Source organism: Paracoccus acridae (genome assembly GCF_014642735.1).
In the GTDB taxonomy this organism is placed as follows: domain Bacteria; phylum Pseudomonadota; class Alphaproteobacteria; order Rhodobacterales; family Rhodobacteraceae; genus Paracoccus; species Paracoccus acridae.
The window spans coordinates 32,165-47,113 of sequence record NZ_BMIV01000007.1 but is presented as its reverse complement, the minus strand read 5'-3'; the positions used below and the strand labels follow the sequence as shown (position 1 = coordinate 47,113).

Annotated in this window: 11 protein-coding genes, 1 tRNA gene and 1 pseudogene; 4 read left to right on the top strand and 9 right to left on the bottom strand. The window is 67.6% G+C overall.

The features are described 5' to 3' along the window. Window positions 1-149: 149 nt before the first annotated feature. The 9 genes and pseudogenes from ptsP to IEX25_RS11540 form a co-directional block, all read right to left on the bottom strand. Entirely contained in the window at window positions 150-2,396 is a 2,247-nt protein-coding gene (ptsP, locus tag IEX25_RS11580; RefSeq protein ID WP_188715197.1) for a phosphoenolpyruvate--protein phosphotransferase, read from the bottom strand. Between the two features lie 63 nt (window positions 2,397-2,459). Continuing rightward, a complete protein-coding gene (locus IEX25_RS11575) occupies window positions 2,460-3,716 on the bottom strand; it encodes an aspartate kinase (RefSeq protein WP_188715195.1) in 1,257 nt (418 codons plus the stop codon). Between the two features lie 99 nt (window positions 3,717-3,815). Beyond that, a complete protein-coding gene (locus tag IEX25_RS11570; RefSeq protein WP_188715193.1) occupies window positions 3,816-4,223 on the bottom strand; it encodes a DUF1178 family protein in 408 nt (135 codons plus the stop codon). A 36-nt stretch (window positions 4,224-4,259) separates the two neighbouring features. After that, a complete protein-coding gene (locus IEX25_RS11565; protein ID WP_188715192.1) occupies window positions 4,260-5,450 on the bottom strand; it encodes a 3-deoxy-D-manno-octulosonic acid transferase in 1,191 nt (396 codons plus the stop codon). Window positions 5,451-5,778: 328 nt separating this feature from the next. Continuing rightward, window positions 5,779-9,064, bottom strand: a pseudogene (locus IEX25_RS11560) (error-prone DNA polymerase). Then, window positions 9,064-10,593: a Y-family DNA polymerase gene (locus tag IEX25_RS11555; protein WP_188715190.1), complete on the bottom strand. Its 1,530-nt coding sequence runs from the start codon at window positions 10,591-10,593 to the stop codon at window positions 9,064-9,066. Before IEX25_RS11555 ends, IEX25_RS11560 begins: the two are co-directional and overlap by 1 nt. After that, window positions 10,484-11,158 (bottom strand): ImuA family protein, encoded by a 675-nt coding sequence (locus tag IEX25_RS11550; protein ID WP_146038640.1) that lies wholly within the window; start codon window positions 11,156-11,158, stop codon window positions 10,484-10,486. The genes IEX25_RS11555 and IEX25_RS11550 overlap by 110 nt, the downstream gene beginning before the upstream one ends. 243 nt (window positions 11,159-11,401) lie before the next feature. After that, window positions 11,402-11,478 (bottom strand) — tRNA-Arg (locus IEX25_RS11545). A gap of 77 nt (window positions 11,479-11,555) precedes the next feature. Further along, window positions 11,556-12,977 (bottom strand): sensor histidine kinase, encoded by a 1,422-nt coding sequence (locus tag IEX25_RS11540; RefSeq protein WP_103172989.1) that lies wholly within the window; start codon window positions 12,975-12,977, stop codon window positions 11,556-11,558. Between the two features lie 261 nt (window positions 12,978-13,238). On the opposite strand from IEX25_RS11540, the gene rpmH reads away from it, so the two are divergent. Genes rpmH through ttcA form a run of 4 tightly spaced genes read left to right on the top strand, consistent with a single transcriptional unit; the run spans window position 13,239 to window position 14,941 of the window. Further along, window positions 13,239-13,373 (top strand): 50S ribosomal protein L34, encoded by a 135-nt coding sequence (rpmH, locus tag IEX25_RS11535; protein ID WP_103172990.1) that lies wholly within the window; start codon window positions 13,239-13,241, stop codon window positions 13,371-13,373. A 44-nt stretch (window positions 13,374-13,417) separates the two neighbouring features. Continuing rightward, complete coding sequence (gene rnpA / locus IEX25_RS11530; protein WP_103172991.1) at window positions 13,418-13,819, top strand: ribonuclease P protein component; 402 nt, start codon at window positions 13,418-13,420, stop codon at window positions 13,817-13,819. Continuing rightward, entirely contained in the window at window positions 13,816-14,079 is a 264-nt protein-coding gene (gene yidD, locus IEX25_RS11525) for a membrane protein insertion efficiency factor YidD (RefSeq protein ID WP_103172992.1), read from the top strand. Before rnpA ends, yidD begins: the two co-directional genes overlap by 4 nt. Then, window positions 14,063-14,941 (top strand): tRNA 2-thiocytidine(32) synthetase TtcA, encoded by an 879-nt coding sequence (ttcA, locus tag IEX25_RS11520; protein ID WP_103172993.1) that lies wholly within the window; start codon window positions 14,063-14,065, stop codon window positions 14,939-14,941. Before yidD ends, ttcA begins: the two co-directional genes overlap by 17 nt. Window positions 14,942-14,949: the final 8 nt, after the last annotated feature.

Sequence of the window (14,949 nt, the reverse complement as noted above, 5' to 3'; positions counted from 1 at the left end):
ATGACGGCGTTTCATATCGGGTGATGGTTGCCAAAAACCGTTTCATTATAAGGATGCCGCGCTGCCGCAGCAAGGCGCAAGCCGAAGGTGGCAGGACCGGCCGGACCGCTGCAGGGGCCGGGACACTGCCCGGTTTCGCGGCTTTCCGCCTATTGATGCGCCAGCCATTCGGTGATGGGGCGGCGCAGGTTCGGCATCCCCGAATCCAGCCCCTCGTCGATCAGGCGGCGCAGATCCGCGATCGAGACGCGGCGGATCAGGTGCTTGACCGGGCCGATCGAGGCCGGGCGCATCGACAGCCGCCGGATCCCCAGGGCGGCAAAGGTCAGCGCCTCGACCGGGCGGCCCGCATCCTCGCCGCAGAAGGACAGGGGCACCCGCGCCTCCTCGCAGCGCGCGATGATCTGGCGCAGCATCAGCAGGAAGGACGAGTTCAGCGTGTCATAGCGCCGCCGCACCCGCTCGTTTTCCCGGTCGGCGGCAAAGAAGAACTGCTTGAGGTCGTTGCCCCCGATCGAGATGAAGTCGCACATCTCGAAGAACTTCCGGGGCGCGAAGGCCAGCGACGGCGTTTCCAGCATCGCGCCCACGCGGATGTCGGTGGGCATCGGATGGCCCAGCCGCTGTTCGCGCGACAGTTCCTGCATCAGGATCTTGTAGGCGGCCTCGTATTCGGCAAGGTCGGCGATGAAGGGGAACATGACGTGCAGCGGCCGCCCCACGGATGCGCGGATCAGCGCCTGCAACTGCATCCGCAGCACGCCGCGCTTGTCCAGGCCCACGCGGATCGCGCGCCAGCCCATCGCCGGGTTCGGTTCGTCCTGCGGCTTCATATAGGGCAGGACCTTGTCGGACCCGATATCCAGGGTGCGGAACATCACCGGCTTGCCCTGGGCGTTGTCCATCACGCGGCGGTAAAGCTCGGCCAGCTCGCCCCTGCGGGGGACGTGGTTGCGGATCAGGAACTGCAACTCGGTGCGGAACAGGCCCACGCCCTCGGCCCCCGATCCTGCCAGCGACGGCAGGTCGGCCATCAGCCCCGCATTCATGTAAAGCTGGATCGTCGTGCCGCAGGTGCCGATCGCGGGCAGGCCGCGCAGGCTGGCATAACGGTTCTGCGCCTCGGCCTGCATGGCGATCTTGTCCAGGAAGGCCTTGTGGACCGACTCCTCGGGGCGCAGGTGGACGATGCCCTGGTCGCCATCGACCAGGATCGTGTCGCCGTTCAGCGCCTCGGTCGTGATGCGGGGCGCGTGGATGACCAGCGGGATCGCCAAGGCGCGGGCCACGATGGCGGCGTGGCTGCCCACGGACCCGTCCTCCAGCACGACACCCTTCAGGCGGCGGCCGTATTCCAGCAGTTCGGCCGGGCCGATGTTGCGGGCGACCAGGATCGGGTTGTCGGGCATCTCGGCCCCGGTATCAGCCCCCTGCCCGGTCAGGATGCGCAAAAGCCGGTTCGACAGGTCGTCCAGATCGTGCAGCCGTTCGCGCAGATAGGGATCGGCGGCCATTTCCAGCCGGGCGCGGGCGGCGGATTGTTCCTTTTCCACCGCGGCCTCGGCCGACAGGCCCAGAAGGATGTCTTCCTCCATCCGCCGCAACCAGCTGCGCGAATGGGCGAACATCCGATAGGTTTCCAGCACGGCCTGGTGTTCGCCCTCGCCGCCCATGTCGGCGGCGGCGACCATCCTGTCCACGGTGCTGCGCAGCATGTCCACGCCTTCATGCAGCCGCACGAGTTCCCGGTCGGGATCGTCGCCCACCGGGTTGGTGACGACCACGCGCGCCTCGTGCAGCCAGACCCGGCCCTCGGCCGCGCCTTCCTGGCCGGTCCCGCCCCGGATCATCAGCGGAAAGCGGTGTTTGGGGGGCAGGCTGTCGGACTGGCTGCCCTGGAAGGCGCCCAGTTCGGTCATCTCGGCCAGGACCATGGCCACGACTTCCAGGCCATAGATCTCGTCTTCGGAAAACAGCCGCGCCTCGCGGCACTGCACGACCAGCACGCCCAGCCTCTCGCCGACCCGCTGGATCGGCACGCCCAGGAAGCTTGGAAACACCTCCTCGCCGGTTTCGGGCATGAAGCGGAAGCCCGGTTCGGACGGCGCGTCGGCGGTGTTGACGTTGCGCCCCGTGCGGGCGACGCGGCCCACCAGCCCCTCGCCCAGGCGCAGGCGGGTGCGGTGCACGGATTCGGGGCGCAGCCCTTCGGTGGCGCACAGCTCCAGGGTGTCGGCATCGCGGAACAGATAGATCGAGCAGACCTGCGTGCCCATCGAATCGGCGATGTGATGGGTGATCTGGTCCAGACGGTCCTGGCCGCCGCCGGGGGCAGCCAGGATTTCCTTCAACCGTTGCAACAGCTTGCGCGAGTCGCTGTCCTTGCGGTCTTGCATCGCCTGCCTGCCCTGCTTTGCGATTGCCCAGCAGATGCCGTCCGGCACGCTGCCCTTGGGATGTCAGGCCGCTTCCAGGCCAAAGGCATCATGCAGCGCCTGCACGGCCAGTTCCATATATTTGCGGTCGATCAGCACCGAAATCTTGATCTCGCTGGTGGAGATGACCTTGATGTTGACGTTTTCATCGGCAAGCGCCTTGAACATCCGGGCCGCGACGCCCGTATGGCTGCGCATCCCGATGCCCACGACCGACACCTTGGCGACCTCGGTGTCCACGACCAGTTCGTCATAGGCGATCTGGCCGGCGGCCTTGGCTTCCTCCATCGCCCGCTTGGCGCGATCGACCTGGTTGATCGGCACCGAGAAGGTCATGTCCGTTACCGAGCCGGGATGATCCTCATAGTCCTTCTCGGAAATGTTCTGGACGATCATGTCCACGTTCACGCCCGCATCCGCCAGGGGCGCGAAGATGGCGGCGGAAATGCCGGGCCGGTCCTCGACCGTGACCAGGGTGATCTTGGCTTCATCGCGCGACGAGGCGACGCCGTTGACGACTTTCGATTCCATGATTTCCTCCTCGGCACAGATGAGGGTGCCCGAATTCTCGTCCGTATCCTCGAACGAGGACAGCACGCGCAGACGCACCTTGTAACGCATGGCCAGTTCCACCGACCGGGTTTGCAAGACCTTGGCGCCCAGGGAGGCCAGTTCCAGCATCTCCTCGAAGGCGATCCTGTCCAGCTTGCGGGCCTTGGTGGTGATGCGCGGGTCGGTCGTATAGACACCGTCCACATCGGTATAGATGTCGCAGCGTTCGGCGCCGAAGGCCGCGGCAAAGGCCACGGCGGTCGTGTCCGACCCGCCCCGGCCCAGCGTGGTGATGCGCCCGTCGGGGCCGATGCCCTGGAAGCCCGCGACAACCGCGACCTTGAAGCCTTCGGCGAATTTCTGGTCGATATTGGCGCGCGGGATTTCGACGAAACGCGCCGCCGAATGCTGCGCGGTGGTGTTGATCGGCACCTGCCAGCCCTGCCAGGACCGCGCGGGCACGCCCATTTCCTGCAGCGTCAGGGCCATCAGGCCGGCCGTCACATTCTCGCCCGAGCTGACCACCGCGTCGTATTCGCGCGCGTCGAACAGGGGCGAGGTCTGTTCGACCCAGCCGACCAGTTCGTTGGTCTTGCCGGACATGGCGCTGACGATGACGATCACGTCATAGCCGCGCTCGACCTCTCGCTGCACCTTCTGAGCGGCGTTCTTGATGCGGTCAAGGTCCGCGACCGAGGTGCCGCCGAATTTCATCACCAGAAGCGGCATCGCGGGCCTCCAGCCAAGGGTTTCTGTCGGCGCGGTGTTTAGGGGCGGGGTGACGAAAGGGCAAGGGCGGAAAGAAGGGCCGACGCGCCTGCCCCACGATCAGTTCGTCTTCTGGCGCGGGATGAACGGCAAGGGCGCGACCGGCACGCCTTCCTCGATCAGCTTGCGGGCTTCCTCGATCTTCGCCTCGCCGTGGATTGCGCGCGCGGGACTGCGGCCTTCGTGCATGGCGCGCGCCTCGTCCACGAACTTCAGGCCGACATAGTCGCTGTTCGCCTCGACCTGCTGGCGCAGGGCGTGCAGCGCGGCCTCGGCCGGGGTCATGGCGGTGTCCCCTTTTTTCGCGGCAGGCACGGCAGGGGCCATCAGCGACTTTTCGACCTTGGCCGATCCGCAGTGCATGCAGGACACATGACCGGCCGCACGCGTCGTCTCGAACGCCTCGGACGAACGGAACCAGCCGTCGAAATCATGGCCCTGGTCACAACGCAAAGCATAGCGGATCATCGGTCGAACCTTCTTTCCTTCCCCCTCTATATCGGGTCAGCGGGGCGTGCCTGCAAGTTCCCGCAGACGGGCGATCAGGGCGGCCGGATCGCCTGCGCGGTCATCCAGCACCTGCCGCGCCGCCCGCCCCATCCGCCGGGCCTGCGCCGGATCGCCCGCCAGACGGATCACATGGTCGGGCAGGCTTGCAGCATCGACCCCCGCTGCCCCGCCTGCCTGGTCCAGGACCGCATAGGCATCGCGGAAATTGCCGACATGCGGACCATGCAGGATCGCGCAGCCATGGGCCGCAGGTTCCCACGGGGTATGGCCGCCCCGGTCGGTCAGCGACCCGCCCACGAAGCACAGCCCCGCCGCCCTGTACCAGCGGTCCATTTCCCCCAGGGTATCGGCCAGCAGCACATCGCCCCCCGCACCGCCTTCCGAGCGACGCTGGAAAGCGATGCGACGGTGCCGCAGCAAACCGGCCACCTCGTCCCCGCGCTGCGGATGGCGGATGGCCAGGATCAGCCGCAGATCGGGAACGTGACGGCGCGCCTGCTGCCAGGCATCCAGGACATGAGCCTCCTCTCCTTCATGGGTCGAGGCGGCCAGCAGGACCCGGTCGCGCGCCTTCGAGGGTTCGGACGGGGGGATCCCGGCGGGCGTCAGCAGCTTCAAGTCCAGGGGCGGCAGGACCGCCCCATCCGGCAGGCCCAGCGAACGCAGCCGAGCCTCGCTGTCCGGGTCCTGGGCGGACAGCGCCGCAAGCCGTCCCAGGACCTGTCCGATCAGTGCGGGCAGACGCGCCCAGCGGGATGCGGACCGCTGCGACAGGCGGGCGCCGATCACCGCCTGGGCAATCCCCCGATCGGCCAGCGCCTGCGACCGCAAGGGCCAGAATTCGGATTCGACCGTGACCTGCAATCGCGGCGCGACCTGTGCCAGGAACCGCGCCAAGGCCCCGGGCAGGTCCAACGGCGCCAGCCGCGCCTCCATCCCCCAGCCCGCCGCCATGTCCCGGCCGGTGAGGCTGTTCGCCGTCACCAGAACCCGATGCGTCCGCGCCAAGGTCTCGATGATTGGCCGGGCCGAGGTCAGTTCGCCGACCGAAGCCCCGTGAAACCAGATATCCGCAGGCCCCGGCGCGTCCAGCGCCAGCCGCTGCCGCAGCGCATCCGACCCGCCGGCCTTGGCCCGCAGGCGAAGCGCCGCTTCAAGCATATGGGCAGTGGCACGATAGATCATGAAAATCCGCAAGCGACCTTTGGGCGGCTATAGCGGATCGGCCACAGGTTCTGAAGACCGCCTGGTGCTGCGGAACCCGGCCCCCGGCGTGACGTTGGCCTTGCAACTACATATGGTCAGGAGGTTTCCATGAAAGGACTTGTTGCCTGGTGGCTGGGCGTGCCGGTCATCGTCATCATCATCCTGTATGTTTTCGGGATTTTCTGAGAATACGGCGCAAATGGCGGACCCTTAGCGAACGATTGATCCCCGGATGACCTGGGACGGCTTGTCGTCGGGTTCGCCATCTTGCCATCACCCGTCCGCCGGGTGGGCGTGTCAGCACGGCCTAGTGGAAATCCCGCGACTTCGGGATCACCTGGACATCGCGCGGATGGGTCTGGCGGCTGGCGGGGATGGGGCGGTTCACCTCGTCGGCGTGGGACATGGGCAGGGCCAGCCGTTCGTTCGACAGGCGCGACAGCACGTCGCTGCGGTCGGTCAGGCTGGCGGCGACGACGTGGATCACCCCGTCGCCACGCTGCACCCGGCCCTTCACGTCGATCAGCCGCGCGGTCATGACGACCTTCCGAAACGCCGCAAAGGTCTTGGGCCAGATCACAAGGTTCGCGGTGCCGGTTTCATCCTCCACGGTGATGAAGCAGACCCCCTTTGGCGCTGCCCGGCCGCTGGCGGATCAGGACCAGCCCCGCCAATCGCACGGGGCCACCCTGGCGAATCGAAGGCAGATCGCAGGCAGGGGAATAGCCCTGCGCCGCCATGGATCGCCGAAGAAACTGCATGGGATGGGCCTTCAGGGACAGCCGCAGCGTCTGGTAATCCGCGACGACCTGTTCGCAGACGGGCATCGCGGGCAGGGTGACGGCGGCTTCCCGACCTTCGTCCTCGTGTCCCGCAAACAACGGCAGGTCGGGCGCATCGCGCAACGCCCTGGCATCCCAAAGCGCCGCGCGCCGGTCCAGGCCGGCGGACCGGAACGCATCCGCCGCCGCCAACCGCCGGATCGAACCCGTGTCCAGCCTTGCCCGATCCTGCAGGTCGGCCAGCCCGGAAAACGGCATGTCCCGCGCCGCAATCAGCCGACCGGCCATGGCCTGTCCCATCCCCTCGATCTGGCGCAAGCCCAGCCGCAGGGCCGGACCGCCATCCCCCGGTTCCAGGGTGTTGTCCCAATCCGAGAAGTTCACGTCCACCCCCCGCACCTGAACCCCGTGTTCGCGGGCATCGCGGACGATCTGGGCAGGGGCATAGAAGCCCATCGGCTGGCTGTTCAGCAGCGCCGCCGCAAAGGCCGCCGGGTAATAGTGCTTCAGCCAGGCCGAGACATAGACCAGATGCGCAAAGGCCGCCGCGTGACTTTCGGGAAAGCCGTATTCGCCGAAGCCCTTGATCTGGTCGAAGCAGCGGCGCGCGAAGTCGGGATCATAGCCGCGCCGGGTCATGCCCTCGACCATGTCGGACTGAAGCGCCTCGATGGTGCCGCGCGACCGGAAGGTGGCCATCGCCTTGCGCAATTCGTTAGCCTTCTTCGAATCGAACTCGGCCGCGACCATGGCGATCTTCATGGCCTGTTCCTGGAAGATCGGCACGCCCAGGGTGCGGCCCAGGATTTCCTCCAATTCAGATTGCGGATGGGCAGGGCCGGGGCGCGGGTATTCGGTCGGCTCCTCCTCGTTGCGGCGGCGCAGATAGGGGTGGACCATGTCGCCCTGGATGGGACCGGGGCGGACGATCGCGACCTCGATCACCAGGTCATAGAAGCAGCGCGGCTTGAGGCGCGGCAGCATGTTCATCTGCGCGCGGCTTTCGACCTGGAAGACGCCGATGCTGTCGCCCCGGCACAGCATGTCGAAGACGGGCGCGGCATCCGGGACGTCGGGGTTCAGGTCCGCCAGGGTCAGCCGCCGCCCGTGATGGACGGCGACCAGGTCGAAGCACTTGCGGATGCAGGTCAGCATCCCCAGCGCCAGCACATCCATCTTGAGGATGCGCAACTCGTCGATGTCGTCCTTGTCCCATTCGATGAAGCTGCGGTCCGGCATGGCGCCGTTGCCGATGGGCACGGTCTCGGTCAGCTTTCCTTCGGTCAGGATGAAGCCGCCGACATGCTGGGACAGGTGGCGGGGCATTCCGATCATCTGCTGGGCCAGCTTCAGGGTGCGGCGCAGGCGCAGGTCGGACAGATCGACGCCCGCTTCGCCCGCCTCGACCTCGCCCATGCTGGTGCCCCAGGCGCCCCAGACGGTCCGGGCAAGCGCGCCGGTGATGTCCTCGGACAGGCCCATGGCGCGGCCGACTTCCCGGATGGCGGAACGCGGGCGGTAATGGATCACGGTGGCGCACAGCGCGGCGCGGTCGCGGCCGTATTTGCGGTAGATGTGCTGGATCACCTCCTCGCGGCGTTCATGTTCGAAATCGACGTCGATGTCGGGGGGCTCCTCGCGGTCCTCGCTGATGAAGCGTTCGAACAGCAGGTCGAAATGGACAGGATCGACGGGGGTGATCCCCAGGACGAAGCAGACCGCCGAATTGGCGGCAGACCCCCGCCCCTGCCAGAGGATGCCTTGCGACCTGGCGAAATCGACGACCTCGTGGATGGTCAGGAAATAGGGGGCGATGTTCTTCCTGGCGATCAGCGCCAGTTCGCGTCGCAGCGCCGCCCGGACCTTGTCCGGCACGCCATCGGGATAGCGCGCGGCGGCCCCCGCCCAGGTCAGTTCCGCGAGATGATCCTGCGGATCGCGCCCGGCGGGCGCGGTTTCCCGCGGATATTCATAGGCCAGTTCGCGTAGGGAAAAGGTCAGCCGGTCCGCCAGGTCGCGCGCGGCGCGGATGGCATGGGGCCAGCGGGCGAACAGGCGAACCATCTCGGCCGGGGATTTCAGGTGACGCTCGGCATTGGCGTGCAGCAGGAAGCCGGCCCGGTCGATGGTGGTGCCGTGGCGGATGCAGGTCATCACGTCCTGCAACGGGCGGCGGTCGGGGGCGTGGTAATGCACGTCGTTCGTGGCCAGGATCGACAGCCCGCAATCCTTCGCCGCCCGGTCCAGCCGGTTGATCCGCGCCACGTCGTCGCCGCGATAAAGATATGCCGCCGCGACATGGCCCAACCCCGGCAGGCGCGCGGCCAGACCGGGCAGCACCGACAGATCCCTGCCGGGCAGCCAGATCAGGGCCAATCCCTCGGCATGATCGGCCAGATCGTCCAGCGTCAGGTCGCAGACGCCTTTTTTCTGCCACCGCCCTTCGGGATCGCGCATCCTGCCCTTGGAGATCAGCGTGGACAACCGCCCATAGGCCGCGCGGTCGCGGGGATAGGCCAGAAAGCCCGTGCCGCAGGTCAGCACGATCCGGGCGCCGATGATCGGGCGCAGGGCCGCGCGCCGCGCCTCGGCATGAAGGCGCACGACGCCGGCCAGGCTGTTCAGGTCTGCGATGCCGATGGCGTCATAACCCAGACCATGCGCCGTCTGCACAAGTTCGGTCGCGTCCGACGCGCCCCGCAGGAAGGAAAAGGCCGAGGTCACGCCCAGTTCCACGAAAGGCGCGCGCGGGTTCGGGGAAAAGTCGCCCTTCAGCCTGCGGCGGGGCGCCTGGTGGTCGTTCTGGGGCATCAGGCAAAGACCCCGTGTACGAACCAGCGGGGCATCCCGCCCCGCCCGTCGCCCGGCAGGCCTTCGCGATACAGCCACAGGCGGCGGCCGCTGGCGTCCTCGATCCGGAAATAGTCGCGCAGCCGTGTGCCGGGACTGTCCCGCCACCATTCGGGGGCAATACGCTCGGGACCGGCATGGCGGGTCACCGCGATCCGCTGGCGCCGCCAAACGAACAACGCGGGCGGACCTTCCGGAACGGCGTAAAGGACGCGCACCTCCTCGGGGGGGGCGAAGATGCGGAGAGGGCGGTCGGGACGCGGCGCGGGCGGCGGATCGGCCAGCATGGGTTCGGCGCGCCCTTCGGATCGTTCGGGAAGGTGGCTTTCCACCGGCACCGGACGCACAATGGCATCGGCCCCGAACCGCGCCACCAGCCGATCGACCAGGCGCGACAGATGCAGCGCGGCGTCAGCCTTGCCGTCCAGCCCGACCTGCGTGGTGGCCAGGGGTTCGGTCGCCTCGGCCGCAAGCCGGATCAGGTCGAAGCCAAAGCCGGGGTCCAATCCTTCAAGCCGCCCGTCGAAGAGCCGCAGAAGATGCCTGGCCTCGCGCGTAGGGGCAGCGGTCGCCACGCGGATGTCACCCCTGTGGCCATTGACGCGGAACACCGACAGGCACAGCCGCCGGCAGCCGCGATCCTGCCGGGCCATCTTGGCGGCCAGTTCCGCGACCAGACCGGGCAGCCAGTCGGCCGGATCGAACACCGGTTCGGCCAGCCGCGCCTCGGCCACGAAATCCGGCGGCGGATCGGGCGCGGCAAGGGGTTCGGCCAGGTGCCCCATCGCCTGATCCAGCCGGGTCAGCGGATTGTCCCAGGCCGGTGCCCGGGCAAAGCGACGCATCAGGAACAGGCGCGGGATGTTCGCCAGATCGCCGATCCGGCGCAGCCCCAGCCTGCGCAACAGCAGCAGCGTGTCCCCCGACAACCGCAGCGCGGCAACGGGCAGCGGATGCAGATCGGTCAGGTCGCGGCACACGGGGCGGTCGGCCCCGTATCGCGCCAGTCCCCAGGCCGCCCCCCAGGTCGGCGCCAGCGCCACCCGCGCGGTCAGCCCTGCGCGGGCAAGGCGCGTCTGCATGTCGGTCAGCAGTGCCTCCTCGCCGCCGAACAGATGCGCGACGCCCGTGGTGTCAATGACCAGCCCGTCATCGCCATCGGTCGCCGAGAACGGTCCCCAGCGCCGCGCCCAGAACATCAGCCGCGCCAGTGCAGTCGCATCCTCTGCCGGATTGGCCGGAACCACCTGAAGGGCCGGGCACAGCGCGCGCATGTCCACCACCCGCGCGCCACGACGCACGCCCGCCGATCGTGCCGCGTCGTTCAGGTCATGGACGACAGGGCCATGCGGGCCATCGGCGGACAGGACCACCGCCGCATCATCCGGCACCGCCCTGCCCGTCCGCCGCTGCAGGTTCCACCACCGCTCGACCGGCAGCGAGGGCAGAAAAACCGAGGCGATCCGACGTTCCGTTCCCTTCTCGTTCATGGCGCACCAGCCATGCGCCGGGGGGCGACAGGCGGGACCGGAACAACTCCACCCGCCACAGCGGATCGCCCGGCGCCGCGGGATCGTCCTGGCCTGGATCCGACGGAAAGGCCGTCACCCGCCATCGCAGCCGCGCCGCCGATGCATTGGCGGAACCCGCTCTGCGCAGCAGCCAGCAGGGCCTGCCCGCAGCCTCGGCCCGCAAGGCCAGCCGCCGCGTTGCGGTGAAATCCAAGGCCGCCGGATCGCCCCAGATCTCGCCCACCACGGCCGAGATGGCGGGACAGGCCAAAGCGTCCTCCATCGCCGTCAGCACGTCGGCGGGCCGCGACAGATCGGCGCGCAGCAGCCACCGTCCCAATCCGGGCAGGAAAGGCGTCCCTGCCTCGCGCCGCGTCAGCCTGTCCTGCGCCCACAGCACCGGCCCCTCGGGCAGGGACGCCGCCAGAAACCCCATCCCCGCCCCGTCCAGCGACGACGCGCAACTGATCTCGGCCAGGGTGGCGGCGCGCAGGTCCGGCACCCGCCTTGGAGGCGCCAGAGGCCGCAGGACATGAACGGACATACATGACATCAACAATAATGTTTCTGTTTTGTTCTAGTTCCTTCAGAACCGGTCCGTCAACGCCGCTGGGCAGATCGCGCCAAAAATTGCTGGGGATAACAACACGGAAAAGGTCCGTCCGGCTGGCAGTGCCGCCCAAGAAGGCGCAGCCGAACCAAAGAACCGCCGAACCGGTGCCTCGACACGGCAGTTCACCGCCTCGGCAAGCCTGCCGGGCGGCTGGATAAATCTTGGAATGGAAGGTGGCGGACCCGGAGCGATTCGAACGCCCGACCCCCAGATTCGTAGTCTGGTGCTCTATCCAGCTGAGCTACGGGTCCGTCGTAGGGCGGTCATGTAGACGGGTGTTCGGGGGGACGCAAGAGGGGTCGGCGGAAAAAACGCCGTCTTCGTGATTTTATCGTCCCCCGGCCATGCGGCGCATGGGCAGGATCGCCATGTCACGGGGGATATGGATCATGAACTCGCTGCCCTCGCTGTCGCTGCGGACCAGATCCAGGCGGCCGCCATGGCCGCGCACCAGATCGGCGGCGATGGTCAGCCCCAGGCCGGTGCCGCCCTTGCGCGCGCTGCCCGCGAAGGGCTTGAACAGGTATTCGCGGGCCTTTTCCGGCAGGCCCGGCCCCGTATCGCCCACGCGGATCCACCAGTCGCTGTCGCTTTCGCCCGCGCCGATCTCCACCGTGCCGGGCAGGCCCGTGCCCTCGATGGCCTGGCGGGCATTGCGAGTCAGGTTCGCCAGCACGCGATAAAGCTGGTCGCGGTCGGCGCGGATCGTCATGCTGGGGGGAATGTCGGTCAGGAACTCGACCCTGGGGCCTTCGCTGCCGGCCAGGGTTTCGGCCTCGATCACCTCGGCGGCCAGTTGCGCCAGGTTGAACCGGGACAAGGTGGGCGCGGGTTCCTCGGCCCGACCGAAGGCCAGGGTCGTCTCGCACAGGTTCACGGCGCGGCTGATCGAGTTGACCAGCTTGGGCGCGGCGCGCCGGACCTTGGGATCGCCGCTGTCTTCCAGCCGGTCGGCAAAGATCTGGGCGGTTGTCAGGATGTTGCGCAGGTCATGGCTGATCTTGGCGACCGCCTCGCCAAGCTGGGCCATGCGTTCGCGTTGCTTCAACGACGAGGTCACGGTCTTCTGCATCGCCTCCAGCGCGGCTTCGGCATCGCGCAGTTCGGCCAGCCTGGCGTCGGGGGTGATGATGTGGCGCGGATCCTCGGGCGCCTGGGCATAGGACACCATGTGGCTGATGACGCGGCGGATCGGCACCAGGACCAGCCGCTGCACGGCAAGGTTCAGCAGAATCGCCGTCAGGATCGAGAAGGCGGCAGACAGCAGCAGCAAGCGCAGGCCGAAGTCGATCATGCTGGCCCGCAGCGACTCGGTTTCCATCGTGATCTCGATCAGCTGGCCCGCCTGGTTGACAGGGGCGCCGATCACCCGGATCACCTCGTTCCTGCGATCCAGAAGGGCGCGCAATGCGTCGTCGATGGACTGGACCACCCCCTGCTCTCGCAGGTCATAGGTCTCGGTCACTGGTCCCGGAAGCTTCGACTGCAGGACAAGCTGCCGGATGTCGTTGCGCCGCAGGACGACGTTGAAGACCCCGGCATTCTGCAACAGTTCCGATTCCAGGTCGTCGGCCAGCGATTCGTCCGATGCCAGCACCGCAAGGCTGGCGATCTGCCCGCGTTCCAGCCGCGATTCGAGATAGTCCAGCCGGAAGCTGGCCAGTGCCGGAAGAAGGATCAGCACTTCGGCAAGCATGACGAAGATGATCGTCAGTGCGGCGAATCGGCCAGAGATCGTATTCAGTTTCATGTAATCTTGATCATCAGCGCCCGGCATGGCGCGTGTTTCAGCCTGACCGGCTCGGTTTGCACATCAAACGAATGTGATCTGTCGCAGGTTCCTGACAAGGGATAAAGGGGTCTGCACGATTATGCGCCTTATCGGTTGACGGCGGGGATCGTCTGATCTATCCAGCGGGCTTCGAACAACCGGCGCGTCCGCGCGCAGGGTGGCATCTTGCCATCCCGCGTCACCGCCCGCCACCCGCAAACACGACCCCGGAGACTGACCATGAAGCGCACTTATCAACCCTCGAACCTCGTTCGTGCGCGTCGCCACGGCTTTCGCGCCCGCATGGCCACCAGCGGTGGCCGTCGCGTGCTGAACGCCCGCCGCGCCAAGGGCCGCAAGCGTCTGTCGGCTTGATCCCTTGCGGCGGGTTCATCCCGCCGGACCCAAGGCTTCTGCCCATGCCGCCCCTGCCCCATCCCGTTGCCGAAGCGCGACCCGTGGATGACGGCACGGCGGCATTTCGCATGTCGATGCCCCCGATCATTGCCAAGCGCGCCGATTTCCTTGCGGCCTCGCGGGCCTTGCGCCAGGGCACGCCCGGCTTTCTGCTGCAAGCCCGCGACCGTGGCGACGGGCTGCCCTTCCGGGTGGGCTTCACCTGTTCCAAGAAGATCGGCAATGCCGTGATGCGCAATCGCGCCAAGCGGCGGTTGCGAGAGGTCGCGCGCCTGCACCTGCCCGAAGGCGCGCGGCTGGGGTGGGATTATGTGCTGGTTGGCCGCCCCCAGGCGACGATCGACCGCGACTTCGCCGACCTGTGCCGCGACCTGTCCACCGCGCTGCGGAAGATCCATCCATGACCCCGCTGGCCCATCTTGTCGCGCTGCCGGTGCGCGCCTATCGCCTGGTCGCGTCCCCCTGGGTCGGCCATGCCTGCCGCTTTCAGCCGACCTGTTCCGCCTATGCGCTTGACGCGCTGTCGCGCCACGGCGCCATCCGCGGCGGCTGGCTGGCGGCCCGGCGCATCGGACGCTGCCATCCCTGGGGCGGCGCGGGCTATGACCCGGTGCCGGGGGCCGATCCAGACCACGAAAGGCAGTCCCATGCTGGACGACACTGACGACCTGGGCGAGATTCACCCGCTGTTCGCGGGCGCGCCTTCCTCGACCGAGTTCCGCAAGCTGCGCAAGCGGCTGGTCCGCGAAACCCGCGCCGCGATCGAGGATTACGGCATGATCCGGCCCGGCGACCGCTGGCTGGTCTGCCTGTCGGGCGGCAAGGACAGCTATACCCTGCTGGCGGTGCTGCACGAGTTGAAATGGCGCGGGCTGCTGCCGGTGGACCTGCTGGCCTGCAACCTGGACCAGGGCCAGCCGAACTTCCCGGCGACCGTGCTGCCGAAGTTCCTGACCGAACGCGGCGTGGTGCATCGGATCGAATACCAGGACACCTATTCCATCGTCACCGACAAGATCGCGCCGGGCGGCACGATGTGTTCGCTGTGTTCGCGCCTGCGCCGGGGCAACCTGTATCGCATTGCGCGCGAGGAAGGTTGTTCCGCCGTCGTGCTGGGCCATCACCGCGACGACATCTTGGAAACCTTCTTCATGAACCTGTTCCACGGCGGCAGGCTGGCGACCATGCCGCCCAAGCTGTTGAACGAGGACGGCGACCTGACCGTGCTGCGCCCCCTGGCCTATGTGGCCGAGGCCGATTGCGAGCGGTTTTCGCGCGCGATGAACTATCCGATCATTCCCTGCGACCTCTGCGGCAGCCAGGAAGGGCTGCAGCGCGTGCAGGTGAAACGCCTGCTGGACGAATGGGAATCCCGCACGCCGGGCCGTCGGCAGGTGATGTTCCGGGCGCTGATGAACGTGCGCCCGTCGCATCTTCTGGACCCGAAGCTGTTCGACTTTGCCGCGCTGTTTCCAGGCGGCGCGGCGGCATCGCCCGACGACATCCCGCGCCTGCGAGAGGCGTGACGAACGCT